The organism is uncultured Proteiniphilum sp., from assembly GCF_937873925.1.
Lineage (GTDB): Bacteria > Bacteroidota > Bacteroidia > Bacteroidales > Dysgonomonadaceae > Proteiniphilum.
Genome location: NZ_CALNAT010000226.1, coordinates 39,135 through 63,054, shown reverse-complemented (window position 1 = coordinate 63,054; position 23,920 = coordinate 39,135). Strand labels below are relative to the sequence as shown.

Here is a 23,920-nt window from a genome sequence, read left to right as displayed (position 1 = left end):
TATGCTAAAAAAACTATTCGTCTCAGGACTTATACTATTGTCGGCAGGAATACATACTATCTCAGGGAAGAGTAATGAGTATCACTTACGGGATAGCATGGAAGCGGCGATGGGACCCCTACCGGATCTCACGGATCTGCCTCCCATGAATATACAGTATAAAGACAGTTTGAAAACAGCAGGTTATATCCGCTATACCATCAGTTTTACTGTAGCGGAGAATGAAGATCTTCCCGCTTATCTATACTTACCCATAAGTCACCGATCGGGTAAGCATCCGGCTATGCTTGTACTGCATTCAACAGGAGCGCTGGGTAAAGGAATAGTTGACGGGCAGGGAAGTTTGGAAAACAGGGCGATTGCAAAAGAATTGGCCGAAAGAGGATATGCAGTCATCGCACCCGACTATCCGGGTTTTGGCGATCTGAGAAATTACGATTTTGAAAACGACCGGTATGAATCGGGAACGATGAAGGGGATATTTAATCATATCCGCTGTGTGGACTTATTGCAAGGCCTTGATCAGGTCGATCCCGACCGGATAGGGGTCATCGGCCATTCTTTGGGGGGACATAATGCGCTGTTTGCGGCAGCTTTTGATACCCGGTTGAAAGTGATTGTTTCCAGCTGCGGGTGGACACAATTCGAATATTATGACATCGGCCCCTCTTCCGCAAACTATGGAGGGAAACTGGGTCCTTGGGCGCAAGACAAATACATGCCCCTGTTCAGGACTAAATATCAGTTAGACCAAAACAAAATCCCCTTCAATTTCCACGAAATAATCGCGTTCATTGCACCCCGTCTTTTTATATCGAACTCGCCGATAGAAGATACGAATTTTGATGTGGAAGGGGTGAGAGTAGGTATCCGGAAAGCTTCTGCCGCGTATGAATCCCTCGGAGTAAAAGAAAACCTGAAGGTATTTTATCCCGATGCAGGCCATGACTTTCCTCAAGAGGTAAGAACTGAGATCTATCAATTAATTGACAAACAGTTCAATCACCGGTTTTAAAACAATTTGAATCAAATGACAAATCGAAGAGAATTTATTAAACAGGTAGCCGCTGCCGGAATGGTAGCAGCGATACCCGGGCAGATCTTTGCCCAAAAGGGGACAAAAAACAACAATAACAATAGTGAGTTGATATGGGCCAATCTACTCCATTTGAGCTATAATATGTGGGAAGATCATACTCCTCCACCCTATCAGGACACTGTTTTTACCGGCAACGATTGTCGGGAAGCCTATCTGTGGGCCCACAAGTATCACCCGAACCTCACTTTCGACAAAAACATTTGGGATCAGTTATTAGTCAAAATGGTAGGTGCCGGAATGAATATGGTGATCATTGACCTCGGAGACGGAGTGAAGTACGACAGCCACCCGGAGATCGCCGTGGAAGGTGCCTGGTCCGTCTCCGAACTAAAAAAAGAGTTGAAAAAAATCCGGGAGATGGGTTTGGAACCTATTCCCAAACTGAACTTTTCAACAGGCCACAAAGCCTGGTTAGGCCCTTATCAACGGATGATTTCTTCAGAGAAATATTATACCGTATGCAAAAACTTAATTGAAGAAGTATGCAGCCTGTTTGATGCTCCCCGTTTTTTTCATTTAGGCATGGATGAAGAAACGGCAGGCCACCAACAAAATCATCAGAATGTGGTTGTCCGTCAGGGTGACCTGTGGTGGTATGATTTTTATTACTTAGTGGATCTGGTAGAAAAACAGAATGCCAGGTCATGGATTTGGTCTGATTATGCATGGGATCATCCGGACCTCTTTTTTGAAAAAATGCCGAAATCTGTCCTGCAAAGTAATTGGTATTATGCATCTCAATTTGAGAATTTTGATAATCCTCTGCATGAAAAGTATGTAAAGCTGTACGACCAATTAGAAGCCCATGGTTTTGATCAGGTTCCAACGGGGAGTAACCATTCGAATAATATCAATTTTGAAAAAACAGTTGAATATTGTTCGCAGGTAATCAATGCCGACAGGCTCAAAGGTTTTATGCAAACAATATGGAGGCCCACATTAGCTCCCTGTTTCGAAAAACATTCCGAGGCGATTGAGCAAGTAGCAAATGCTATACGTTTAAAAAACAAATAATTATACTACCTATGAAACGGGCATGAATTACGAAGTAATCGACGTAGTCAAAATTGTTCTCACACCTGCAAAGGAACTGAAAAATGAAATACTTTTCTTTACTACTTATTATCGCGTATAGTTTATCGGCGAATGCGCATTCCAACCGGACGATTACTCCCAACGATTTTACAGGTAGTGATACGGAACGCATACAGGCTGCTGTCAATGCCGCCCGGGGAACTACTCGTAAAATAGTAATACCAAAGGGAAATTCCAATGGTTCCAATAGCTGGATAATAGACAGGGCGATATTATTACCCGGTAATATGACGGTCATCCTTGACAATTGTACCGTTCAATTGTCCGACTCATGCCGGGACAATATGTTCAGAAGCGACAACGTGGGCATAGGAATTACGCATCCGGAATGGAGTTATAATATAAATATTATAGGAGAGGGAGATGTACTGTTAAAGGGAGCCGACAATCCCCGTTCGACGGGTGATGCATACAGAACTTTAACCCTGGCGCCTGAGAATGAAAAAAACCGGCGGGTAAGTTATGGAAGTGATGCGGGAAAGAACGGGATAAAACAAACGGGAGACTGGCGGAATAATCTGATTCAGATCGCTTATGTAGATGGGATCCATTTAAAAAATATAACGATAGAAAATTCCCATGCATGGGCAATCAGTTTTGAAAGAACCCGGAATGCCGGGATATCCGATATCCGGTTTAAAAATCCTGAAACCATCTCTATCAATGGGATTCAGAAGAAAGTGTATAACAAAGACGGAATTAACTTGAGACATGGCTGTAAATATTTCAGCATACATAATATCACTGGTATCAACGGAGATGATTTAATCGCGCTTTCCAGTCTTGATGTAGCTCCTTTTTATCATACCCATGGCGATGTAAACTCCTATCAGATTACTTCTACCCAATGGAATGGACCGGAAGATGATACGGAACAGATATTTATCACCAATTGCCAGACAAATTATACGGGAGTAGCTATCCGGGCAAGCGATAATGCAAGCATCCATCATGTATATATCAATGGAATCATAACAAAAGCAAGACCGGACACTCCCGCTCCTTACGGGGGAAGCCCTTATACTTTACTGGTTGGAGGCAAGGGATATGGACAACCTTCAGCGCAGGAGAGGATTCATCATATTTATGCGATGAATCTTATGGGTGATGGTAAGTCCCTCATCTTGGTGGAATCACCGATAGCCAATTGTGTTTTTATGAACGGAATATATACCGGGATTGCTCCCACCGCCATTACTTATACAATCGATAAAACGGAAACTAAGAATATAAGCGAAGTGAATCTGGTAAAAAATTAAATGAAACGAATATCTCAAATACTGTTCTTCCTGTTGTGGGTGCAAGGGATCAATTACCTGCATGCAGGAAATAGGGATCAGGAACCACCATCAGTGGTACCGGATCAATGTACCGGTATAAGGGTCCTTCATGCCCCTGCAAATCCCAGTGTCGCATTTGCCGGTTTTAATGAAGTCGCCAATATACCTGTAACAAGTTTTGTGGCGCAATGCTCAAGATTAAAAGAAGTGTATATATGGATTCACGAAGAATTGAGCGGATCAGTAGGAGCGCACATCATACAGGAAGGGCTTTACGGAAAGGTAATCGCCATAGGAAGCGTATCGGGAAAGGAGAAAGGCAGACAAAGAATTATTTTCCCGAATGATATTTATCTTGAAAAAGGAGAAACCTATTATCTGAAATTATTTAAGGGGGAACCGGCAACGGTATACGGCTCCGTAGCCAGGGCTGCACAGAATGCCGACGACGTGCAGGGGTATAATCTTTATGATCCGGTCGCTTATGATCTTGCGCATGAGCTTCTCTTCGATAAGTGGGAAGGAACGCCTCCGGAAAACAAACAGTTTGAGGGGAAGAAAAAACACTTTGAAGGGTATGAGCAACGGGTGAATGCAGCGCTGAACTCAAAAATGGATGTATGGGGGGAACAAGTATTGGCTTTGCCCGAAGGGCCTACCTATGAGAATATCAAAGATTATCTGGCTCCATTGAAATTAATGGGAACGGCTGTTACTGAGTCGGGGGTTTATTATATCCCGTTCGGCAGGCCGCTCAATCCTTCCGGATTTGGGCCCGCAGCCTTGCACGTAGGTGATGGAAGCCAGATTGTCTCGCAAGTCCATTCCGGCGATAAAATCACCATTTTTGTAGGCGCCTCAGGGAATGAACGGTATGGATTTGCCGAAGCACGTCTTGCACAGGAGTCCCTCGAAGACGGATATTACCCGGTACTCCAGAATCAATACAGGGATGTGGACGGAGTGAAATACTTTCAGGAGTCTTTTTCCGATTACCTGTTTGCGACCACTGAACTGGTCAGTTTTATAAAACTGAAAGTGTCTAAAGGAGAATCCGATATCAATTCTGTGAAGGTGACCTTTCATTTCTCGGATAATAACTTGTTGGCACTGGAAAATAATATCATTAAGTCGAATAACGAGATACGGGCGATCATTTCACCGGGGGGAAGATTAATAGAAAGCAACCGTGTTGTGTACGATCTGGATTTGAGTAAAGGAGACACCGAGTTATATATCGCCAGATTGTTACATCCTGCGAATTGTACGCAAACGGAAATAACCGCAGCTTTGTACAATGCAGAAAAGAAAGAATTGAAAGATTACTGGGATGGAGAGCTGGCAAAAGGAGCAACGTTCGATATTCCGGAAGAACAGGTAAACAACGCCCGGAAAAATCTGCTTATTCAGAACCTCTATATGGGTTATCTCTACAGTATCGGTAATATATATCAGACCTGGTATCAACCGGAGGGGAATGATGCCGCAAGAGTGCTGGGTGAGTACGGTTTTATCCAACGGCAAAAAGCCATCCATGAGATTTTACTTTCCCGTCCATTCAGACGCTACCGGACATGGGAAATGGGGGAACTCCTTTCACATGCCTCACAATATTTTTATATGTCCCGCGACACTGCTTTTATATCCGAAAATAAAGCAAGGTTTATCGATTTTCTGAGTGATTTTGAAACACAAATAAACAATTCGGGAAATAGTGTTCTAACTGCGGAATCTTTTAGCGGAGACATTGCCGAAAAAATGGTCTATCTTCATCACCAGGCAGTGGCATGGCGGGGAATGCGCGATATGGCCTACATTTTTAAGGCATCGTTAGGCGACACTAAAAATGGTGATAAATTTTTATTCCTTGCAGGGCAACTTAAAACTCGTTTGTCGGAAGGCGTGAATAACAGCAAGACGGCCCTCCCCGATGGCAGCGTATTTATCCCTACCGAATTGTTTACGCAAGAAAAACCCCTGCCCTACTCTAATATTACCGATACGAAATACGGCTCTTACTGGAATCTTTGTTTCCCGTATGTGGCGGCCTCAGGATTGTTAGATCAGGGCTTAATGCCCGGATATTATCAATACCTCAAAGACTACGGTGCATTTTTACTTGGGATGGTGCGTTTCAATTATTATCCGTTGCCGGTAGGAAGTTATAAGGAAGATGGCCTGCCGGGATATAAAACACCCGGGGTAGATAATGTGTACGGACTGAATTTGAGCCGGGTTACCGCCATGATGGACGACCCCGACAGGCTTGTTCTTTCATTCTATGCAAAATTGGCCCATGGAATGACGCGCGGGACTTTTATTTCAGGAGAGGGAGATACAGTGGGACCTTTCCCCAATGAGTATTACAGGACATTCTACCTGAGCCCTTCCAGTTTTAACAATACCTGGTTTTTACTTATGCTCAGGTTAATGCTGATTACGGAAACAGATGCCGAGAACGGGGTCCCCGACAAATTACAACTCGCGTACTTTACACCCCGGGCGTGGTTAGAGCAGGGAAAACGGATCAACGTATCCAATGCACCTACCCTCTTCGGTAAAATCGATTATCAGATCTGTTCCGATATCGACAAGGGAACCGTTCATGTAACTCTGTCGATGCCCGATCAAGCCGGTTCTGCTTCCGAGGTATCGCTGAGATTAAGAACTCCCGGGAATAAAAAAATTAAAAAAGTGAAGATCAACGGAGAAAAACACAAGGCTTTCGATGTGGAAAATGAAACGATCGATCTTACAGGGAAAACAGGGCAGCTTCAACTCTCTGTTCACTATTGATTTTAATTGATCATCAGAAGCAGGGGTAAAAAATATTTTTTAATAATATACGAGTCATATGAAGAATTATTTATCATTTTTGGCTTTGCTGCTTATTATAAACTCTTGTCAGAGTAGTTATAAAGTCGGCAGCTCAGTTGTAAGTATTGAGCCTACGGGTGAAACGGTCTCTTTAGCATTGGCCGGTTTCGCCGTCCCTTACGAAGGTCGTTTCACATTAGGTTGGGAAGAGCAGGGGACAACGGATTTTCTTTTAAATTTCACGGCAGTAGGAGAACAATTCTATGGCGTTAATGCCCAAGGAGAGTTGGTTGTATTTGATCGACAACCTGTTGGAAAAGCAAAAATCGTAGGATCTAACCTTCCCGTAAAACTCCTTGCCGGCCATGGCAATTCACTCTACGGGATAACCGAGGAAGGTGATCTGTATGTGACACAACCCGCCGGAGAGAAAATCGAATGGAACAAATTATCATCGGTAGGCGATGTAAAATCCTTTACCTCTTCCGGCGAGAAATTGTATATGGCAACCGCCCAAGGCGATTTGTGCGAAGGGTTGACCGGTGGAAATGAAATAACGTGGAAAGTGGTGGCGAATGTCGGCATGATCCAATCGATGGCATCGGATGGCAGAAGATTGTACGCCCTGGGTGAAGATAGCGTCTTATATCAATGTGAATTACCATATCCTCAGGAGAGCTGGGTTCGCATCGGTTATAACAACGGCGAATCCTACCCGATCGATATCCGCCGGATTGCTTATTCCGGCGATAAACTGTATGCCTCCGCTTTCGATAATAAACTGTATACCAATAAACATAATTCCGAAGGCAACCTGTCGGCACGGGCCATATCGTTTAAAAAAGGGGATAAGGTTGCCGTAATCGTCGGAGTGGATGTGTGCGGATTCGATTATTCTTTTATTCAAAGTATAAAAGATGAAATTTACCGGAAAAGGGGTATCCCGCATGAAGCAGTTCTGATCAATGCTTCTCATTCCCATTTTACACCTGTAACACAAAGCTGGATAACATGGGAGAAACAAAATCAACATCCCGATACCTTATATTTGAATAATGTGGTCCGTCCGGGAATCATTCGTTCGATAGAAGAATCGATTGACAATGCCGTCAAAAGCGATTTGTTCTTTAGCCGTGATACGACTACTATCGGGAGAAACAGAAGTCTGAGAGGAGAGAACGTAGTGTATGATAACCTGGTTGATGTAGTACAAATCCTTTCTAAAAAAGACAATGAAAAATCCCTCTTGTTCTTAACCGGATGCCACCCGGTTGTGGCTGATCCCCAGGTAAACCGTTTTATTGCGAGCGCTAACTTTCCGGGACATGCCAGAAGTATTATAGAATCTACTGCAGGCATCCACCACAGTGTATTCCTTCAAGGGTGCGCCGGCGATATCAATCCCAACACTACTTTTCGTGCTACGGGAGAACAATTGGCTGAGAAGGTGATATCGGTTTTAAACGGCCCCATGTCTCCCATTGAAGGAGATATATCTTTCCATCTCGATACGATCTCTATTCCGGTTACCCCCTGGAGCCGGGAGCAGATAGAAGAATATTTGAAAAATGCGGAAGTAAATCCCGCCGATGGTATTGCCCGGAGAGATGCCCGTTGGGCAAAACTCATGTTGGCCCATTACGAGGAAAACGGAACACCTCCTACGGACATGCCGGTCTATGTACAGACGTTAAATATCGGAGATTGGAAGTTAGTGGGACTTTCAAGGGAGGTGACCACCGAATTTGCAATTGCCATCAGGGATTTATGGCCTGATCAAAAAGTATCCGTAGCAGCCTATACAAACGATATACCCAGTTATCTGGCTACCGACCCTCATATAAAAGCAAAAGACTACGAAGGATACGGCTCCTTTTTCTGGTACGGGCAGCCAAACCACTATCCCTTAGGGACGTTTGATACGGTTATAAACCATATCAGGGAAAATAACAGGTGATAGAAGATGGGTAATGCTATGTTCCAGTGGATATAAAATAGGACAAAAAACAATTAAAACAATGATTGTAAGGAATATAAAAAAACACAAGATCATTATTTCTCTATTTTTAGGTTTTAATATAATCTGTAGCAGTAATGTGTTCGCTTTAAATAGTGAAAAGTCTGAGATTGTCATAGAGAATAAAGATATGCGATTCATGCTTTATGATGATGGAAGGGCTAAAAGTTTAATTCATAAAGATACGGGACAAGAATGTCTCGATTTGGATCATACGGGAAAATCCATATTTGCGCTTACAGAATATAGACCATACGCTACGGAATTAATGCTTACCTATTCAGCTAAACCACGTAAATATTATGCGGACAGGGTAAAAAAGGTTGGAAATAAATTGATTGTTCAATTCGAAGAACTCTTATATACAGCAACGATTGATTTAAATATAACCGATTATTATATTGGTTTTACTCTGGAAAAATTAGAATATACAATCGGAAAAATAGGTGTTGAAAAAAGAAAAACCGAGGTAGATGAATTTACTCTCTTGGAATTACCGATCAAGAAGCGCTCTGATTTCGGGGAATGGCTGAATGTTGTGTGGGATGAGGATGTTTCCGTAAATGTATTGGCAACCGACCCTTATGCAAAAATCGATGCTGTTATAAATGGCAATACCTGTGTAATGTATGCGGGAATGGAAAACAATATTAAATTAACAGGTGTGGGAGCCGCATTAATAGCAACAAACACGAATAAGCTCCTTTCCTGCATTTCCCGTTTAGAAGAAGATTATAACCTTCCCTTAGGTGTCAAAAGCCGTCTTCGCGATGAATATAAATATTCATATTATGAACCCAAAGGAATAACTCCGGAAAATGTTGATGAACATATAGCCTATGCTAAGAAAGGCGGTTTTCGACAAATGTTATTATATTATGAAGATATATTTATCAGCATGGGTCATTTTACCTGGAACAATCACTACCTCCATAAAATGCATGATTTAAAACAGGTTGTACAAAAGATAGAAGAGGCCGGCATCATTCCCGGATTTCATATACATTATAATAAAGCCAGCAAGAACGATCCTTACGTAACACCAGTTCCCGATCCAAGATTGAATCTTACGAAAATATTCACATTAGCTGCTCCTGTAAATAAGGATGATTCAATAATCATTGTAGAAGAATCACCCCATGAATGTACGTTGGAGGCAGGAAGAAGGTTGTTAAAACTCGGTAATGAAATTATTGCATACGAAAATTATACGACTTCCTCTCCTTATCAATTTACAGGTTGCAAAAGAGGGGAACTCGGGACTAAAATCGCGGTAGCGGCCAAGGGACTAAAATTTGGTTTATTAGATATAGATACCTGGCCTAAATTTATCCGATTCGACCAAAGGACAAGTATTCAGCAGGAAGTCGCCAGGCGTGTAAGTGATATTTACAGTGAAGCGGGATTTAAATTTGTCTATTTCGATGGAGCGGAAGATGTTCACTTTCCCTATTGGTATAACGTCCCGAAAGCGCAATTGGAAGTATATAAAAACTTAAATCCTACTCCTATTTTCTCCGAAGGAGCTACAAAATCACATTTCAGCTGGCATATCATTACAAGAGGGAATGCTTTTGATACTTTTACACCTCAGGACGTGAAGGAGGCAACCGATATGTACCAGGTAAAAGCAGCAAGATACATGAACGAAAGTTTCTCATCCATGAATTTCGGATGGAATGATTATTTGGCTCCTTCCGACAAAACAACTGGAATGCAACCGGATATGTATGCGTACATTTGCAGTCGGGCAGCCGCGTGGGACTGTCCAATCGGCCTGTTTGGGAGATTGGATCAGTTTAAAAATCATCCCCGTACGGAGGATAATTTGCGAGTGATGAGGATGTGGGAAGAGGTGCGGATTGCAGGATTAATGACTGATGAACAGAAACATGAGTTAAGAAACAGCAATCAGGAGCATTTCTTATTCAAAAATGTGGATGGAAAATATGAAATCATTCCATATCAAAGAGTGCAACCAGTGACGAAAAACTCCGAAGCAATTCGTGCTTTTATTTTCCGCCGGGCAGATAAAACATGGGTTGTATTATGGCACACCCATGGGAAAGAATTACTTCGCATACCGATATCAAAAAAGAATATTGCCTTATATGACATGAATGTAATAAAAAATAAAATCCATGAAGGTTCCAATAATTATTCAACCATTCTTGTGGGAAATTGCCGTTATTTAGTTTTTGACTTACCGGAAAAGGAAGTTGTTAAACTATTCGCGAATAGCGAGATATTATAAGGGCGTAGCATGCCATTTTCTATTTGACGAATCAACAAAATTGAGTAAAATGAAAAAGATAAGCAGGAGGCTCTTTTTAGGCAGCGTATCCATTGTTGGCACAGGAATGGTTCTCAGGCCGGGATCTATCTGGGCCGGTAAGCGCGGTTTGGATGCAAAACCCGCCTTGTTAGGCGGAGAAAAAACGGTTACCAAACGATTTCCGCGATGGCCATTTGTCGACACTACCGAGGAGAAAGCACTGTTAGGTGCTTTACACGGCAGCGGGTGGGGAAGGCGCGTTAAAAATAACGCCGCCGACAACTTTGAAAAGAATTACGCGAAATTATTGGGAGCCGATCACTGCTTGACGGTAAACAGCGGTACATCTGCACTTTTCACCATGATGGGGGCATTGGATATCGGTCCCGGAGACGAGGTAATCCTACCGGTTTATACTTTCATAGCCACTTACAATGCCGTTGTATTGCACAACGCACTGCCCATAATCGTGGATATCGACCCGGAAAGTTTCCAGATAGACCCGAAGAAGATGGAAGCAGCCATTACCAAAGAAACCAAAGCACTTATGCCCGTGCATATTGGCGGTTCTCCGGCCAACTTAGATGCGATCCTCGAGATAGGCGACCGGAATAATTTGCCCGTTATTGAAGACGCGTGCCAAGCCCATTTAGCAGAATGGAAAGGCAAAAAAGTAGGAACTTTCGGCATCGGAGGGGCTTTCAGTTTTCAGGAATCCAAGAACTTGAATTGCGGGCAAGGCGGAGCCATCACCACGAATAACCGCCAATTCATGGACGCTTGTGTCGGATTTCATCATCAAGGGGCTGTGTTATCAGACAATGCGTATGCTCCGGGAGGAGTTCGTGGAGGTAACTTGCGAATGACAGAATTTCAGGCAGCCATATTAAATGCACAAATGACCCGCTTGGAACAACAAGCAAAGAAAAGGAGTGAAAATGCTGCTTATTTGAATAAAATGTTAAACGAGATCCCCGGGATGGCTCCGGCCAAGTTGTATCCGGGTACTACCAACAGCGCTTATCACTTGTATATGTGCCGGTATGACAGTAATTATTTTTCGGGAATGGGCAGGGCGCGCTTTATAGAGGCCTTATCTGCTGAAGGTATTCCATGCAGTGCAGGATACGGGCAAATGGAAAAAACCCCGCGTGTAACCGCTTTGGCCAAAAGCAGGCATTATTTAAAAATATATGGAGAAAAGACCATGAAAAACTGGCTGGAACGTATCCAATGTCCTCAGAACGCAAAGGTCTCTACTGAAATAGCTGTTTGGTTCGGACAAACGGTCTTGTTAGGTTCTAAAACCGATATGGAACAAATTGCCGAAGCCATTCGAAAAATACAAAAATACGCAAAAGAAATAAAGGATAAAGCAGTTTAAATTTCTCATCACGATTCGTATGGCCTATTTAAATGTAGGCTAATCGTAAGTAATAAAATATTGTACGTATGAGACGAGAAAATAAAATAGTAGATCTCGATTTTATGAAAAGAATTTCATTTCTCTTGTTCTTCTTGTTAATAATACAGTTGAAGTTATATGCAGAATTTCGGTTGTCGCCTGTTTTTGGGGATAATATGGTCATTCAGCGTGACAAGGTTGTGAAAATATGGGGTTGGGCAAATAAAAACGACGAGGTTAAACTTCATTTTAACGGGCAGGTTGTCAAAACAAAAACAAATAAAAACGGAGAATGGACTGTTTTATTAAAACCGATGCCCTACGGAGGACCCTATTCGATGAACATTCAATGTGGCGATAAAATACTGGATATTACCGATATTCTTGTCGGCGACCTATGGTTTTGCAGCGGACAGTCGAATATGGTATGGAAAGTCTCCCAATCCTATCATGCCGGAGAAGAAACAGCTTCTGCGAATTACCCGCAAATCAGGTCTTTCAACGTGGGAAGGCAGGTTGCTTTCGAACCTGCCCCCGAAATAAAAGGAAAATGGGAGGTCTGCAGCCCGGAGACTGTGGGGAACTTCTCGGCAGTCGCCTATTTCTTCGCCCGTAAATTATATCAGGAAACAAATATACCTATCGGAATTATTAATGCATCCTGGGGAGGGACCGAAATTGAACCCTGGATTAGCGGAAAATCATTCGGAATGCTGCCGGGTGAATTAAAAGATCATTACAGTTACACTCCCGAGACCTTTCCGGACAGTATGAAAATAAAACTCAAGACAGCAAAGGCGGATCCTGCTGAAATTCAACCGAACCTGTATCCTTCCGTATTATATAACGGCATGATCAATCCTTTTGTCAAAATGCCGATTAAGGGAGTAATCTGGTATCAGGGTGAGAATAATGCGCATGCAGGGCGGTCCGGCGATTATTACGCCTTATTCCCTTGTTTAATTCAGGACTGGCGGGAGCAGTGGGGATATGAATTCCCGTTTTACTGGGTACAGTTGGCCAGCTATAAACCGGAGAACTTATTACCGGAAGAAAGTTCCTGGGCGGAATTAAGAGATGCCCAGCATCAGGCACTCTCTCTCCTGAATACGGGCGAAGCGGTAACAATTGATATCGGTGATGCAAATGACATCCATCCGAAGAACAAACAGGATGTCGGCTTAAGGTTAGCCTTGATTGCATTGAACAAAACATACGGGCAAGACATCGTTTATTCCGGCCCTGTATATAAGTCAATGGATATTACAGGGAGTAAGGTCATTCTTAATTTTGACTATGCAGGCTCGGGTTTGATAGTCAAAAACAAATACGGCTATCTTCAGGGATTCGCCATAGCGGGAGCAGACCAAAGGTATGTCTGGGCAAAGGCTTATGTAAATAAGAATAATCAGGTGGTGGTTTATAGTGATAAGGTAATCACTCCTGTTTTTGTCCGCTATGCATGGAGTAATAATCCGGAAGATGCGAATCTCTTTAATAAGGAAGGGTTGCCCGCATCTCCTTTTCAGACATCTGAATAAATATCAAATTTTTAAGAATATGAGAAAAGCGGCTTTAATTGGTTCTATTGTATGTTTACTATTCACGAATGTTCAGGCTTCAAATTTGACAGAGAAAGATAAAAAACAATCGGCTTTTGAATGGGTCTTCGGCGATTTGGTAAGACTCGACCGGGAAATGGTGCAAAAAGTACTTTCAGATACACACGGAAAACGGCATTATATAGATCATGACGGTGATGGTAAACCGGAAGAAGTGTGGTTCATCGATATTGATCCCCGTCATAACGAAAGTAAACGGCCGATATTGGTGCGGGTCATTGATGAAGACGGTGATCTGGAGATAGGAGGTGAACCCGATCTGGACAGCGATCTCTATTTGGCTGACTGGAATGCCGATGGTCAGGTAGATGCCGTAGTGGATTATGAAGATATGGATGGTGATCAGGACGTTGACCGTATGTCTATGTTCTTTTATAACGCCGACCAGGGTTTAAGGGTTTGGTGGGGACGTGACGACGGAGATGATAATCTGTTATGGTATGATATCGATTATTACTATTATCAAAACCCGTGTCAAAACCACACCCATTTCGGCGGAAACGAAACCTTCTTTGCATTTTATATTAAACCCGGTGAAAAATACTGGACTCCTTTCTTTGAAAATCCGTTCCTATTCTTTGATCTCGATGGAGATGGCGTTACCGAGGAGGTGTTGCGCGTTTCGGGACAGGAAGATGTGGTACATTCCATCCGGTGGAGTTTCGATTTAGACAACGATGCAACTATTGCCTCTCCACGAGATTTCGATGTCTCTTTGTCGGCCTACGCACCCGGTTTGGAAATAGGGAATACGGCCGTCTCCTGGAGTTCCAAAGCACACGGGGAAGTGGGCAATACCCTGCAGATTGGTGACAAAGAAAGCGAAGTGATCGTCATCAGGAACATACCCTCGCGACCGGTATTGAAACGAAGCGAAGCAGTCTCTTTCTTCTCCGATGTAATCTGGTCGAAGGTTTTAATGACATGGGACGAAAATGATCTGAATAAAGCCTGGGATAGTAAACGACCTGATATTGAGAGATGGGAGGGAATTATTGCTGCCCCATCCACCGAAAAAGGATTTGAATTTCCCGTAATTGGCGGCCCCGATTGCGGCCCTTACAACAAACGATATCAGATATTGATGCAACCCCCCGCCCCCAACGCATTTTATTTCAACCCTGCGGAAAGACGGCTGCATATCAAACACAGTAACAAAACATGGTTGGAAGTCGATTATGACTACGACAACAAGGAAGATATGTATTATTTGTGGACGGATACTGATAATGACGGTGTGCTCGATAAAGTAGAAGCCGATATCGACGGAGATGGTAAATTTGATGACAGCTGGCAGCTCGATATCTCTGAAATAAAAGAGGTTCGATGGTATTTTGAAGAACTTAATTCCGTCTATTCTCCGGTCATTCTTGATTTTCCACAACAAATCTATTTGTTGAATAAGGCGTTGATCAGTGCGTTAGAATCGGTTAAACCAGGATTGGGACAAGACGGAGTGTGGGATATGATCGAAAATAAAATGCAGCATGACAACCTTTCACACAGCCTGTCCGAACGGCTTCTCAATAGCGATGAATCGATGCTTTACTATTTGAGGACCGCTGCCGACCGCAGAATATTCCATTTGAAAAAGGCCTATAAAAAGAAAGCCTTTTGGAAACAGTGGGATGCAGAGCGGGCAAAAGGAAACCTGACGAAAATGGAACAATACATCCGTGAGGAATTTAAAGTATCTGATAGCGTGCAAAATTATGCCGAGTGGGTAGCAGACTTACGGGCCGTACCGGACAAAAAAGGGGTAGCATGGGATAATACCTGGTTTCCTCCTAACTGGGGATGGGAATCTGAAAAAGCGGCTTTCCGTTGTTATGATGGTCATTTCGACCTGTTCGCCAAACGAATGGATACGTTGATCTATCCGAATATTACCAAAGGCGGCAGTTATCACAAAGACACCAACGGATGGGGAATGGATATCCTGCATGTCGGCAAAACAGGCGGATGCGGCGGATTGGTTTTATATGTTGACGGGGTTGCCTATCCGGTCCGGAATGAGAAAAATCCCGGAGATCCGGTACTTACGGCACGGCTGTTAAAAGAAACCCCCGATACGATCACCATTGAGTTTGTCGCCAAAAACGTAGGGCCTGAAGATAATCCTTATACGGTATATATTCGTCCTTCGGCGATTGCCGGAAGAAAAGACTCTCCCATTGAAGTTTTTGTGGAAGGAGGAAAACCGGAACAGACACTCAGGATCGGCCTTACTTTAACGGCTCTGACCACCGAAGATTTTTTCTGCGATAAAGAATTGGGAATAATGGGATCCTGGGGATTTCAGGATCCGGAAATCGGCTGGATGGGAATGGGGGTTACCTTCCCCGCAAACAGGTACTTATTTTTGGATAAACAACCGGAGGAACATCGGGTGGTGCTTCACTACCATCAGGGAGAATCGCTGTGGTATCATATACAGGGCGATTGGTTAAGAGCCCACCGGTTCCCCCGCTCACCCGGCATACAGGAATGGAAAAGCACATTAAAAGAGGCGTCATTAAGAAATCCTTTAAATAAGTAAGAGATAAAGTATGAAGAAAATTGTTTTTATTATTTTTCTTTTATCCGTTATCGAAGGATCCGGACTGGCGGCTGACAATCAGAAACAATCGGACTTCGAAGCTGTCTTCGGTGATCAGGTCAGGTTCAATCAGTCGATGGTGGAGAAAGTGCTTTCGGAAGAACACGGCAAAAGGCATTATGTGGATCATGACGGCGATGGCAAACCGGAAGAGGTGTGGTTTATCGATACCGACCCCCGGCATAATGAGGGTAAACGGCCTTTATTGGTAAAAGTGATCGACAGGGATAACGACCTACGGGAGAGAGAGGAACCCGATAAAGACAGCGACCTCTGGATAGCCGATTGGAATGCCGACGGCAAGGTGGATGCCCTGATTGGTTATGAAGATACGGATCACGATAATGATGCGGATCAACAGGCATTATTCTTCTATCACGGGAAATTCGGGTTCTGTGTCTGGTGGAACTACGACGATGGAGACGATAACCATCTGATGATGTACGATATCGACTATACTTATTACCAGGTGCCTTGCCAGAACTACTCCCATTTCGGCGGGAACGACTCGTTTACATTATTCTACTTAGACAAGGGAACATACTTTCCATCCACCATGCGATGGGTTCCTTTCTGGGAAAATCCGTTCCTGTTTTACGACGTCAATGGCGACGGCGTGTCGGAAGAGACCATCCGGATTGAAGGTGAAAACGAAACAGCCGCTTTCCTGCGATGGAGTTTCAACCTTCTTCCCGACGCCGAAAACCCGCGGAACTATGATGTGGGAATTACGGCATGCGCCCCGGGATGGACGCCAGAAGCACATTGGAACAGCAACTATAGCATGAATTTAAGCGACGACGTGACGGAATCATTCCTTATTGCCGGTATTCCTACCGGCAGCGTACTGAAACGCGATGCCGCCAAAGACTATCTATCACTCATAATCTGGTCAAGGGTCTTATTCACGTGGGATGAAACAGACCTGAATGTGGCGTGGAAAAATGTCAATGATACGATTCCCCGCTGGGAAGGGATCATCGCCGAAGGCTATAAAGATGAAGATGTTTTTATGCCCCAGGTCGGAGGTCCCGCTTGCGGACCGTTCAACAAACGATATGAACTGGTACTCCATCCTGAAAAGCCCAATGCCTACTATTATAATCCGGCAGAACAGAAAATACGCATAAAGTACAGTGACCTTGCCTGGATAGATGTCGATTTTGACGGCGACCGCAAAAGGGATATGTATTATAAAGGGATCGACACCGATAAGGACGGCATAGTAGATACCATAGAGTTGGACGTTGACGGAGATGGGAAAACAGATGACAACTGGCGTGTAGATATTTCCGGTGTCAAAGAGATCAAATGGGAATTTTTCAGCATGAATGAAGTGTATGCTCCCGTTATAGCACAGGAACCGGAGGCCAAATACCTGTTAGTGCAGTCGCTCGCCTCAGCACTCGAATCTATTAAAAAAGGTTCTGGAGATGATCCGGCTTTTCATTTGCTTACGAACAAATTTAAGGATGGCGGCTTTTACGAAAAGTATGCCAACCAACTGATCCATAGCGATGAAAGTTTATTGTATTATCTAATGCTCGTGCAGGACAGGCAAATCGTAAAGCTAAAACAATCCGGCACCGGGAGTGCCAATTTTTGGCAGAAATTCAACTCAGCAAGAAGTCGCGGTAACACATCGGATATGCTCAGGGTTTTAAATAAAGAATTCAAGATAAACAGGAAGTCCGACTACGAACAATGGATCAACGAATTGCGCAAAACCGGGGAGAGAAAAACAGTTGCATGGGACAATACATGGTTCTCACCCAATTGGGGAGGGAAATATGAATACAGGAAGATTGGTTGACGACAATAGTATAAATTGAATTATTTTAGATATGAAATCAAAATTTTTTATTTTAGCTTTAACATTGTGCATATTCTTTGTACAAAGTTTTTCCCTGATAACGGAGAATGGTAATCAGATTAAACACCCGAATGTTCGAAAAGTAAAAGATATAATTATATATAAGGATGTCCAATATTATTCGGCATTCCCTTCGATTATTAAAAACGGAGAAAAAGATTTTATGGTAGCATTCCGGCGTGCTCCTGACCGGAGGGTTTTTGGAGAAAAGGGGTATAGTCATATTGATATGAATAGTTACTTAGTAATGGTACGCTCCTCCGATGGAGAGGTATGGACTGAGGATCCCGACTTGATTTACGCTCATCCGTTCGGAGGCTCACAAGATCCATGTATGCTTAAACTTGAAGATGGAACGATTCTTTGTACAAGTTATGGATGGCAATACGTAAATTCGACAGGACTAGCTAATCTGAAACAACCCTATTTTAAAGCAGGAGGGGCAGTCTTCCTTGGCGGATATCTTGTACGATCCTTGGACAATGGAAAAACATGGCAGGGTCCTGTTTATCCGCCACATGTCGATGCGGAAATTAATTTCAGTGCATCAGGCAAACCTTTACCGGCATATAACCGGGGAGCATTGTATGAAGGAAAAGAAGGTCGAATTTTTTGGGTGGTTGCTGTGAATGATTCTGTCCCTGTCAGGAAAACATCCAATCATTTATTGATCTCCGACGATAAAGGCTTAACATGGCAATATTCAGGTGTGGTCGCTTCGGATGACAAAGTCGCTTTTAATGAAGCCTCTGTCTATGAAACACCCAAAGGAGACCTGGTCGCATTCATCAGAACAGCAAATTATGAAGATCAGGCATGTATCTCCCGTTCGACAGATGGTGGTAAAACATTTAAATGGGAATCCATGGGATTTAAAGGCCATCCTTGCCATGCGTTGCGGCTCCCTGACAACCGGGTTTTGTTAACCTACGGTTACCGGCATGAACCATACGGTATCAGGGCGAGAATATTAAATGCTGAATGTACGGATTTTGCCACAGCACCTGAAATAATTATCAGAGATGACGGAGAGAATAGCGATATCGGCTATACGTGGTCTGTACTGTTAGACAACAGCAGGGTATTGGTCGTCTATTATTTCAATAAGGAAGACGGAACGCGGCATATCGTAGGCACCCTTATGGAAATAGTATAAAAAGAACAATAATAAAAATAAGTAAGCAAAATGAAGAAAAAAATAATATTCCTGATAATTAATTGCTTCATATTTCATTTTGTGGTGCAGGCTCAACCCAAAAGAGTTATCTTGTTCGGGATCGACGGACTTCACTGGGAAGCGCCCCAACGTTTGAAAATGCCGGCATTCAATAATTTGATAAAACAGGGAACATATATAAAGCAATCCTATGTAATTATACCGCATCACCCGACTGTCGGGGATTACAGCAAGTTCAACAGTTGTTCTTTCCCCAATCCGGTTTTACATGAAGGAACACTCTTTCTGTCTGCTGAAAATAAAATGATACAGGAACTTTTCTCTCCGCAACAACAAACGGCCTTTGTTGTAAACACAACAGCTTATAAGTCGGTGGGAAGAGGCTTTTCCACACTCATTATGGATGATACATTCACCGATGCGGAAGTAGTGGGTTGTGCCATCAACATTCTAAAAACCCAAGCGCCGGTATTTATGCGCGTACATCTTCAAAGAGCAGGTCAAAGAGGCTATGATATTTCCCAAAGTACACCGGACAAGCCTTATTACAGGAATATTTTTGCATCTCACTCTCCTTATGCGGAGGCAATAGAAGCCGCCGATGAACAGTTAGGCCGGTTTGTTGATTTTCTCAAAGAGTCCGGAATGTGGAATGAAACAGTCCTTATAGTGACTTCAGATCACGGACAAAGCCGTATCGGATGGCATCCGCTGTTTGACGAAGACAGTTGGAAAACCCCTTTGGTATTTGTTGGGAACAGTATTGCCGAAGGAAGGGAACTGAATTATTTCGAACATACCGATTTGGCTCCGACAATAGCTGGTCTATTGGAAAAAGAATGGCCAATATCCGATGAACAAGCAGGTATCTTCGTGAAAGAGATATTGAAAGAAACCGATATTACAGGGTATATGCCCCGTACTTATATTAAAACAATCAATGAGCAAATCAAAGAATACAATCTGCTAAAAGCGAAATTTGTTTTATTCTCCGAAACAGACAGTTATTTTGCAAATTTTACCGCCTTGCTCGAAAATCAAACATTCATAGAACCTTTTTATCACCAGGATCGTATCCTGAACTGGAGAGAAGCGGGCACTATAAGCCAGCTGATTGAAGCAAATGAAAAAGTATTGAAGATCATGAGAAGTAAACAACCCAGGTAGAGAATAATAACGCTACAATATTCTTTTTTGTAAAGAAGCGTTTTAAAAAATATATAAGATTAACGCTTTTTGAGGGTTTCTTTTCGCAAAAATAAACTTTCTTATATTTTACTTTATTTTTCTTTGTATTATAAAATGAATTATGCTTTATCATGATCCTATTTCATCATGAATCAGTTGATTTATAGCGAAAAATAGGAATAGGGGGAGGAATATTAAACAAACTAATTTAAGCGTTAAAAAATCTAAAACAAATGAAAGTAAAAAAATCGTTTAATGTATGTCTCGTCATAATTATTATGATGATTTTCAGTCCGATTTTTGCTATGGGAAGTACTATTTCTGAAAGTAAAAAGTCGGATGGCCTCGGAGAGAATACAACAATCAATGAAACGGAAATTGTACGGGAGGTAGCACAACAAAGGGTAAAAATTTCCGGACGTGTAGTTGATCAGGATGGATTCCCTTTACCCGGTGTTGCGGTTGCAATAAAGGAACGGCCAGGTGTCGGCGTCGTAACTGACGCTGAAGGAAAGTATTCAATCGAATGTGCCTCTAGTGAAACCCTAGTCTATACTTTTGTAGGTTTTACTCCCAAAGAAGAAAAAGCGGCAGGAGCCAATAATGTGACTATTGTACTTCAGGAAGATACGATTGCACTGGATGAAGTTACAGTTGTGGCCTTCGGTAAACAAAAAAAAGAAAGCGTGATCAGTTCCATCTCAACGGTTACTCCTGGCGAATTAAGGGCGCCCTCCAGCAACATTACTACCGCGTTTGCGGGGAGAATGGCCGGCGTGATCGCATACCAACGCTCGGGAGAGCCGGGGTTGGACAATGCGGAATTTTTTATTCGGGGCGTTACCACTTTTAGTACAGCCGGGAAACAAGACCCGTTAATATTGATTGACGGGATAGAAATGAGTTCTACCGACCTGGCACGAATAAATGTGGACGATATCGCTTCGTTCTCGGTCATGAAAGACGCCAATGCTGCCGCCTTATACGGAGCGCGCGGTGCAAACGGTGTGATCCTGGTGACAACCAAAGAAGGATCGCCTGATAAGATTTCAGTGAACATTAGAGCAGAATTGTCATCTTCCGGTAATACTGAATTAGTTCAACTCGCTGATCCTATTACCTATATGAGACTTCACAACGAGGCGGTAAGAACACGGGACCCAATGGTTGAACTCCCTTATTCTTCCGCCAAAATACGTAATACCGAGTTGGGCGTTGACCCCATCATGTATCCTTCTGTAGATTGGTATGATTACCTGATTAAAGACCGTACCTTCAACCAGCGTGTAAATATGAACATAACCGGGGGAGGGAAAGCGGTGCAATATTATCTGGCTGCCAATTACCAGCACGACACCGGGATTATTAAGGAAAACGAGGAAAATATGGTGAATAACAACATAGACATCAACCGGCTTCAGGTACGTTCCAATGTGACCATTAAGTTTACACCGACCACCACTGGAGTTGTGCGCGCCTACGGAACGTTCGACGATACAAGCGGTCCCAGATCCGGCACTGTGGACGGTAAGGCGGTATCGGGCGGGGTTTATACTTTTCACTTGGTGCGTAATGCCACACCGGTGCAGTTCCTGCCTTTTTATCCTAAAGATGAGGCAAATATGGAGACAAAACATCTTCTCTTTGGCATGGGGAGTGAGCTCGGTTCTTATACCAATCCGTACGCCCAAACTGTTGCTGGTTTCAAGGAAGAAAGTAAATCCATGATGTTGTTACAGATGGAATTTGAGCACAAATTTACCGGGCTTTTGGATGGACTGTTTGCCAAGGCGATGTATAATACGAAGCGTGATTCCTACTATAGTATCGAGCGTACATATAACCCGTTTTACTACACACCGGCTACAACTTTAGACGGGTCTTATCAACTGGTAGCCCTGAATCCCGACTCCGGAACCGAATACCTGACTTATTCGGAGGGTGCAAGAACCGTTACCTCTTCCCAATATGGCGAATTTCGGTTAGGATACAATAAAAAGTTGAACGAGGTGCACGATATTAACGCGTTGTTAGTAGGTACACTAAGAACTGAGAGCGGGGTTATAAGCATTGATTCGCGAGTTTCGGACAGGCTTCAGGCTTCCCTGCCGCGGAGAAATATATCTACTGCCGGAAGGTTGGCGTACGGGTACGATTCCCGTTATTTCGTGGAGGTGAACTTCGGGTATAACGGCAGCGAACGTTTTGCTAAAAATAATCGATTCGGGTTTTTCCCTTCAGTCGGGGCAGGTTGGATGATCAGCAATGAGCGGTTTATGTCCGGAGTGGAAGATATAATCACGACCCTAAAATTGAAAGCTACTTACGGCAAGGTAGGCAACGACGAGATAGGTTCTGCCTATGACCGTTTCTTCTATTTATCTCAAATCGATATGGCCGGGGAAGGATACTGGTTTGGTACTGACAGGGCATATAGAACGGGCATAACCATCAATCGGTATGCCAACGACCAGATAACCTGGGAAATTGCCAAAAAGACCAATTTGGGAATAGAACTCGGTTTATTCAATGATCTTACCGTTCTGGCTGATTACTTTATGGAAACCCGGGAAAATATTTTACAGACCCGTACAGATATTCCGACCACAATGGGACTCCGCGTGATACCACAGGGGAATGTGGGTGTTGCGAAGGGAAAAGGATTCGAAGTGGAACTGAAGTATCAGAAAAATTTTAATAAAGACTTCTGGACGGTGGTAAACGGCAATTTCACTTATGCGAGCAGTATATTCAAAGAATACGAAGAACCGGATTACAGCGATGTACCGTGGAGATCGTACGTTGGCAAGAAAATCAAACAGTCATGGGGATATATTGCCGAACGGTTGTTTATCGATGAAGAAGATGTAAACAACTCTCCTAAGCAAACTTTTGGAACTTATAAAGCCGGCGATATCAAATACAAGGATATCAATAACGATGGACAAATAACTTCAGATGATATGGTACCCATCGGATACCCGACTGTGCCGGAAATCATTTACGGGGCCGGATTTTCCATAGGATATAAAGGATTCGACCTTTCCTGCTTTTTCCAAGGTTCCGCAAGATCTTCGTTTTTTATTGCATCTGCTAACATTACCCCATTTCTTAACAAAGGGCAACGGGCTTTGTTGCAATACATTGCCGATGACCATTGGTCGGAAAACAACCGGGATATTTATGCTTTCTGGCCGCGTTTATCAGAAACACAGATTAGCAACAACAACCAGAATAGCACATGGTGGTTGCGTGATGGATCATTTATGCGGTTGAAAACGGCAGAATTCGGATATACCCTACCCGAAAGATTAACGAAAAAATTCTATGTGAATATGTTCCGTGTATATGTAAGCGGTAGTAACCTGTTGCATTGGTCCAAATTTAAGATGTGGGATCCCGAGATGGCGGGAGAGGGTTTAGGTTATCCTGTACAGAGGGTATTCAATCTTGGAGTAAACATTAATTTTTAA

At 43.1% G+C, this 23,920-nt stretch carries 13 protein-coding genes; all 13 read left to right on the top strand.

The genetic code is table 11. The features are described 5' to 3' along the window. Position 1 precedes the first annotated feature (1 nt). The 13 genes from Q0502_RS15495 to Q0502_RS15435 all read left to right on the top strand — a co-directional run bounded on the left by Q0502_RS15495 (position 2) and on the right by Q0502_RS15435 (position 23,920). Positions 2–1,015, top strand: a complete 1,014-nt coding sequence (locus Q0502_RS15495) for an alpha/beta fold hydrolase (protein WP_298652650.1) — start codon at positions 2–4, stop codon at positions 1,013–1,015. 15 nt (positions 1,016–1,030) lie between these two features. Beyond that, positions 1,031–2,113 (top strand): Tat pathway signal protein, encoded by a 1,083-nt coding sequence (locus tag Q0502_RS15490; protein ID WP_298652647.1) that lies wholly within the window; start codon positions 1,031–1,033, stop codon positions 2,111–2,113. 83 nt (positions 2,114–2,196) lie between these two features. Next, the gene (locus Q0502_RS15485; protein ID WP_298652645.1) at positions 2,197–3,453 is read left to right on the top strand and encodes a glycosyl hydrolase family 28 protein; all 1,257 of its coding nucleotides are present in this window, start codon (positions 2,197–2,199) and stop codon (positions 3,451–3,453) included. Further along, on the top strand, positions 3,454–6,270 hold the full coding sequence (locus Q0502_RS15480; protein WP_298652644.1) for a hypothetical protein: 2,817 nt from the start codon (positions 3,454–3,456) through the stop codon (positions 6,268–6,270). A 58-nt stretch (positions 6,271–6,328) separates the two neighbouring features. Continuing rightward, entirely contained in the window at positions 6,329–8,248 is a 1,920-nt protein-coding gene (locus Q0502_RS15475) for a hypothetical protein (protein WP_298652642.1), read from the top strand. A gap of 190 nt (positions 8,249–8,438) precedes the next feature. Further along, complete coding sequence (locus Q0502_RS15470) at positions 8,439–10,562, top strand: hypothetical protein (protein ID WP_298652641.1); 2,124 nt, start codon at positions 8,439–8,441, stop codon at positions 10,560–10,562. Positions 10,563–10,611: 49 nt separating this feature from the next. After that, complete coding sequence (locus tag Q0502_RS15465) at positions 10,612–11,967, top strand: DegT/DnrJ/EryC1/StrS family aminotransferase (RefSeq protein WP_298652639.1); 1,356 nt, start codon at positions 10,612–10,614, stop codon at positions 11,965–11,967. Between the two features lie 68 nt (positions 11,968–12,035). After that, positions 12,036–13,529 (top strand): sialate O-acetylesterase, encoded by a 1,494-nt coding sequence (locus tag Q0502_RS15460; protein ID WP_298652637.1) that lies wholly within the window; start codon positions 12,036–12,038, stop codon positions 13,527–13,529. Positions 13,530–13,548: 19 nt separating this feature from the next. Beyond that, a complete protein-coding gene (locus tag Q0502_RS15455) occupies positions 13,549–16,149 on the top strand; it encodes a DUF4861 family protein (RefSeq protein ID WP_298652635.1) in 2,601 nt (866 codons plus the stop codon). 10 nt (positions 16,150–16,159) lie between these two features. Continuing rightward, complete coding sequence (locus Q0502_RS15450) at positions 16,160–18,022, top strand: hypothetical protein (protein ID WP_298652633.1); 1,863 nt, start codon at positions 16,160–16,162, stop codon at positions 18,020–18,022. A gap of 223 nt (positions 18,023–18,245) precedes the next feature. Further along, positions 18,246–19,238 carry a sialidase family protein gene (locus Q0502_RS15445; RefSeq protein ID WP_298652631.1) on the top strand — a complete coding sequence of 331 codons (993 nt, stop codon included), beginning with the start codon at positions 18,246–18,248 and terminating at the stop codon, positions 19,236–19,238. A gap of 30 nt (positions 19,239–19,268) precedes the next feature. Next, positions 19,269–20,426 carry a sulfatase-like hydrolase/transferase gene (locus Q0502_RS15440; protein WP_298652629.1) on the top strand — a complete coding sequence of 386 codons (1,158 nt, stop codon included), beginning with the start codon at positions 19,269–19,271 and terminating at the stop codon, positions 20,424–20,426. A gap of 299 nt (positions 20,427–20,725) precedes the next feature. After that, entirely contained in the window at positions 20,726–23,920 is a 3,195-nt protein-coding gene (locus Q0502_RS15435) for a TonB-dependent receptor (protein ID WP_298652627.1), read from the top strand.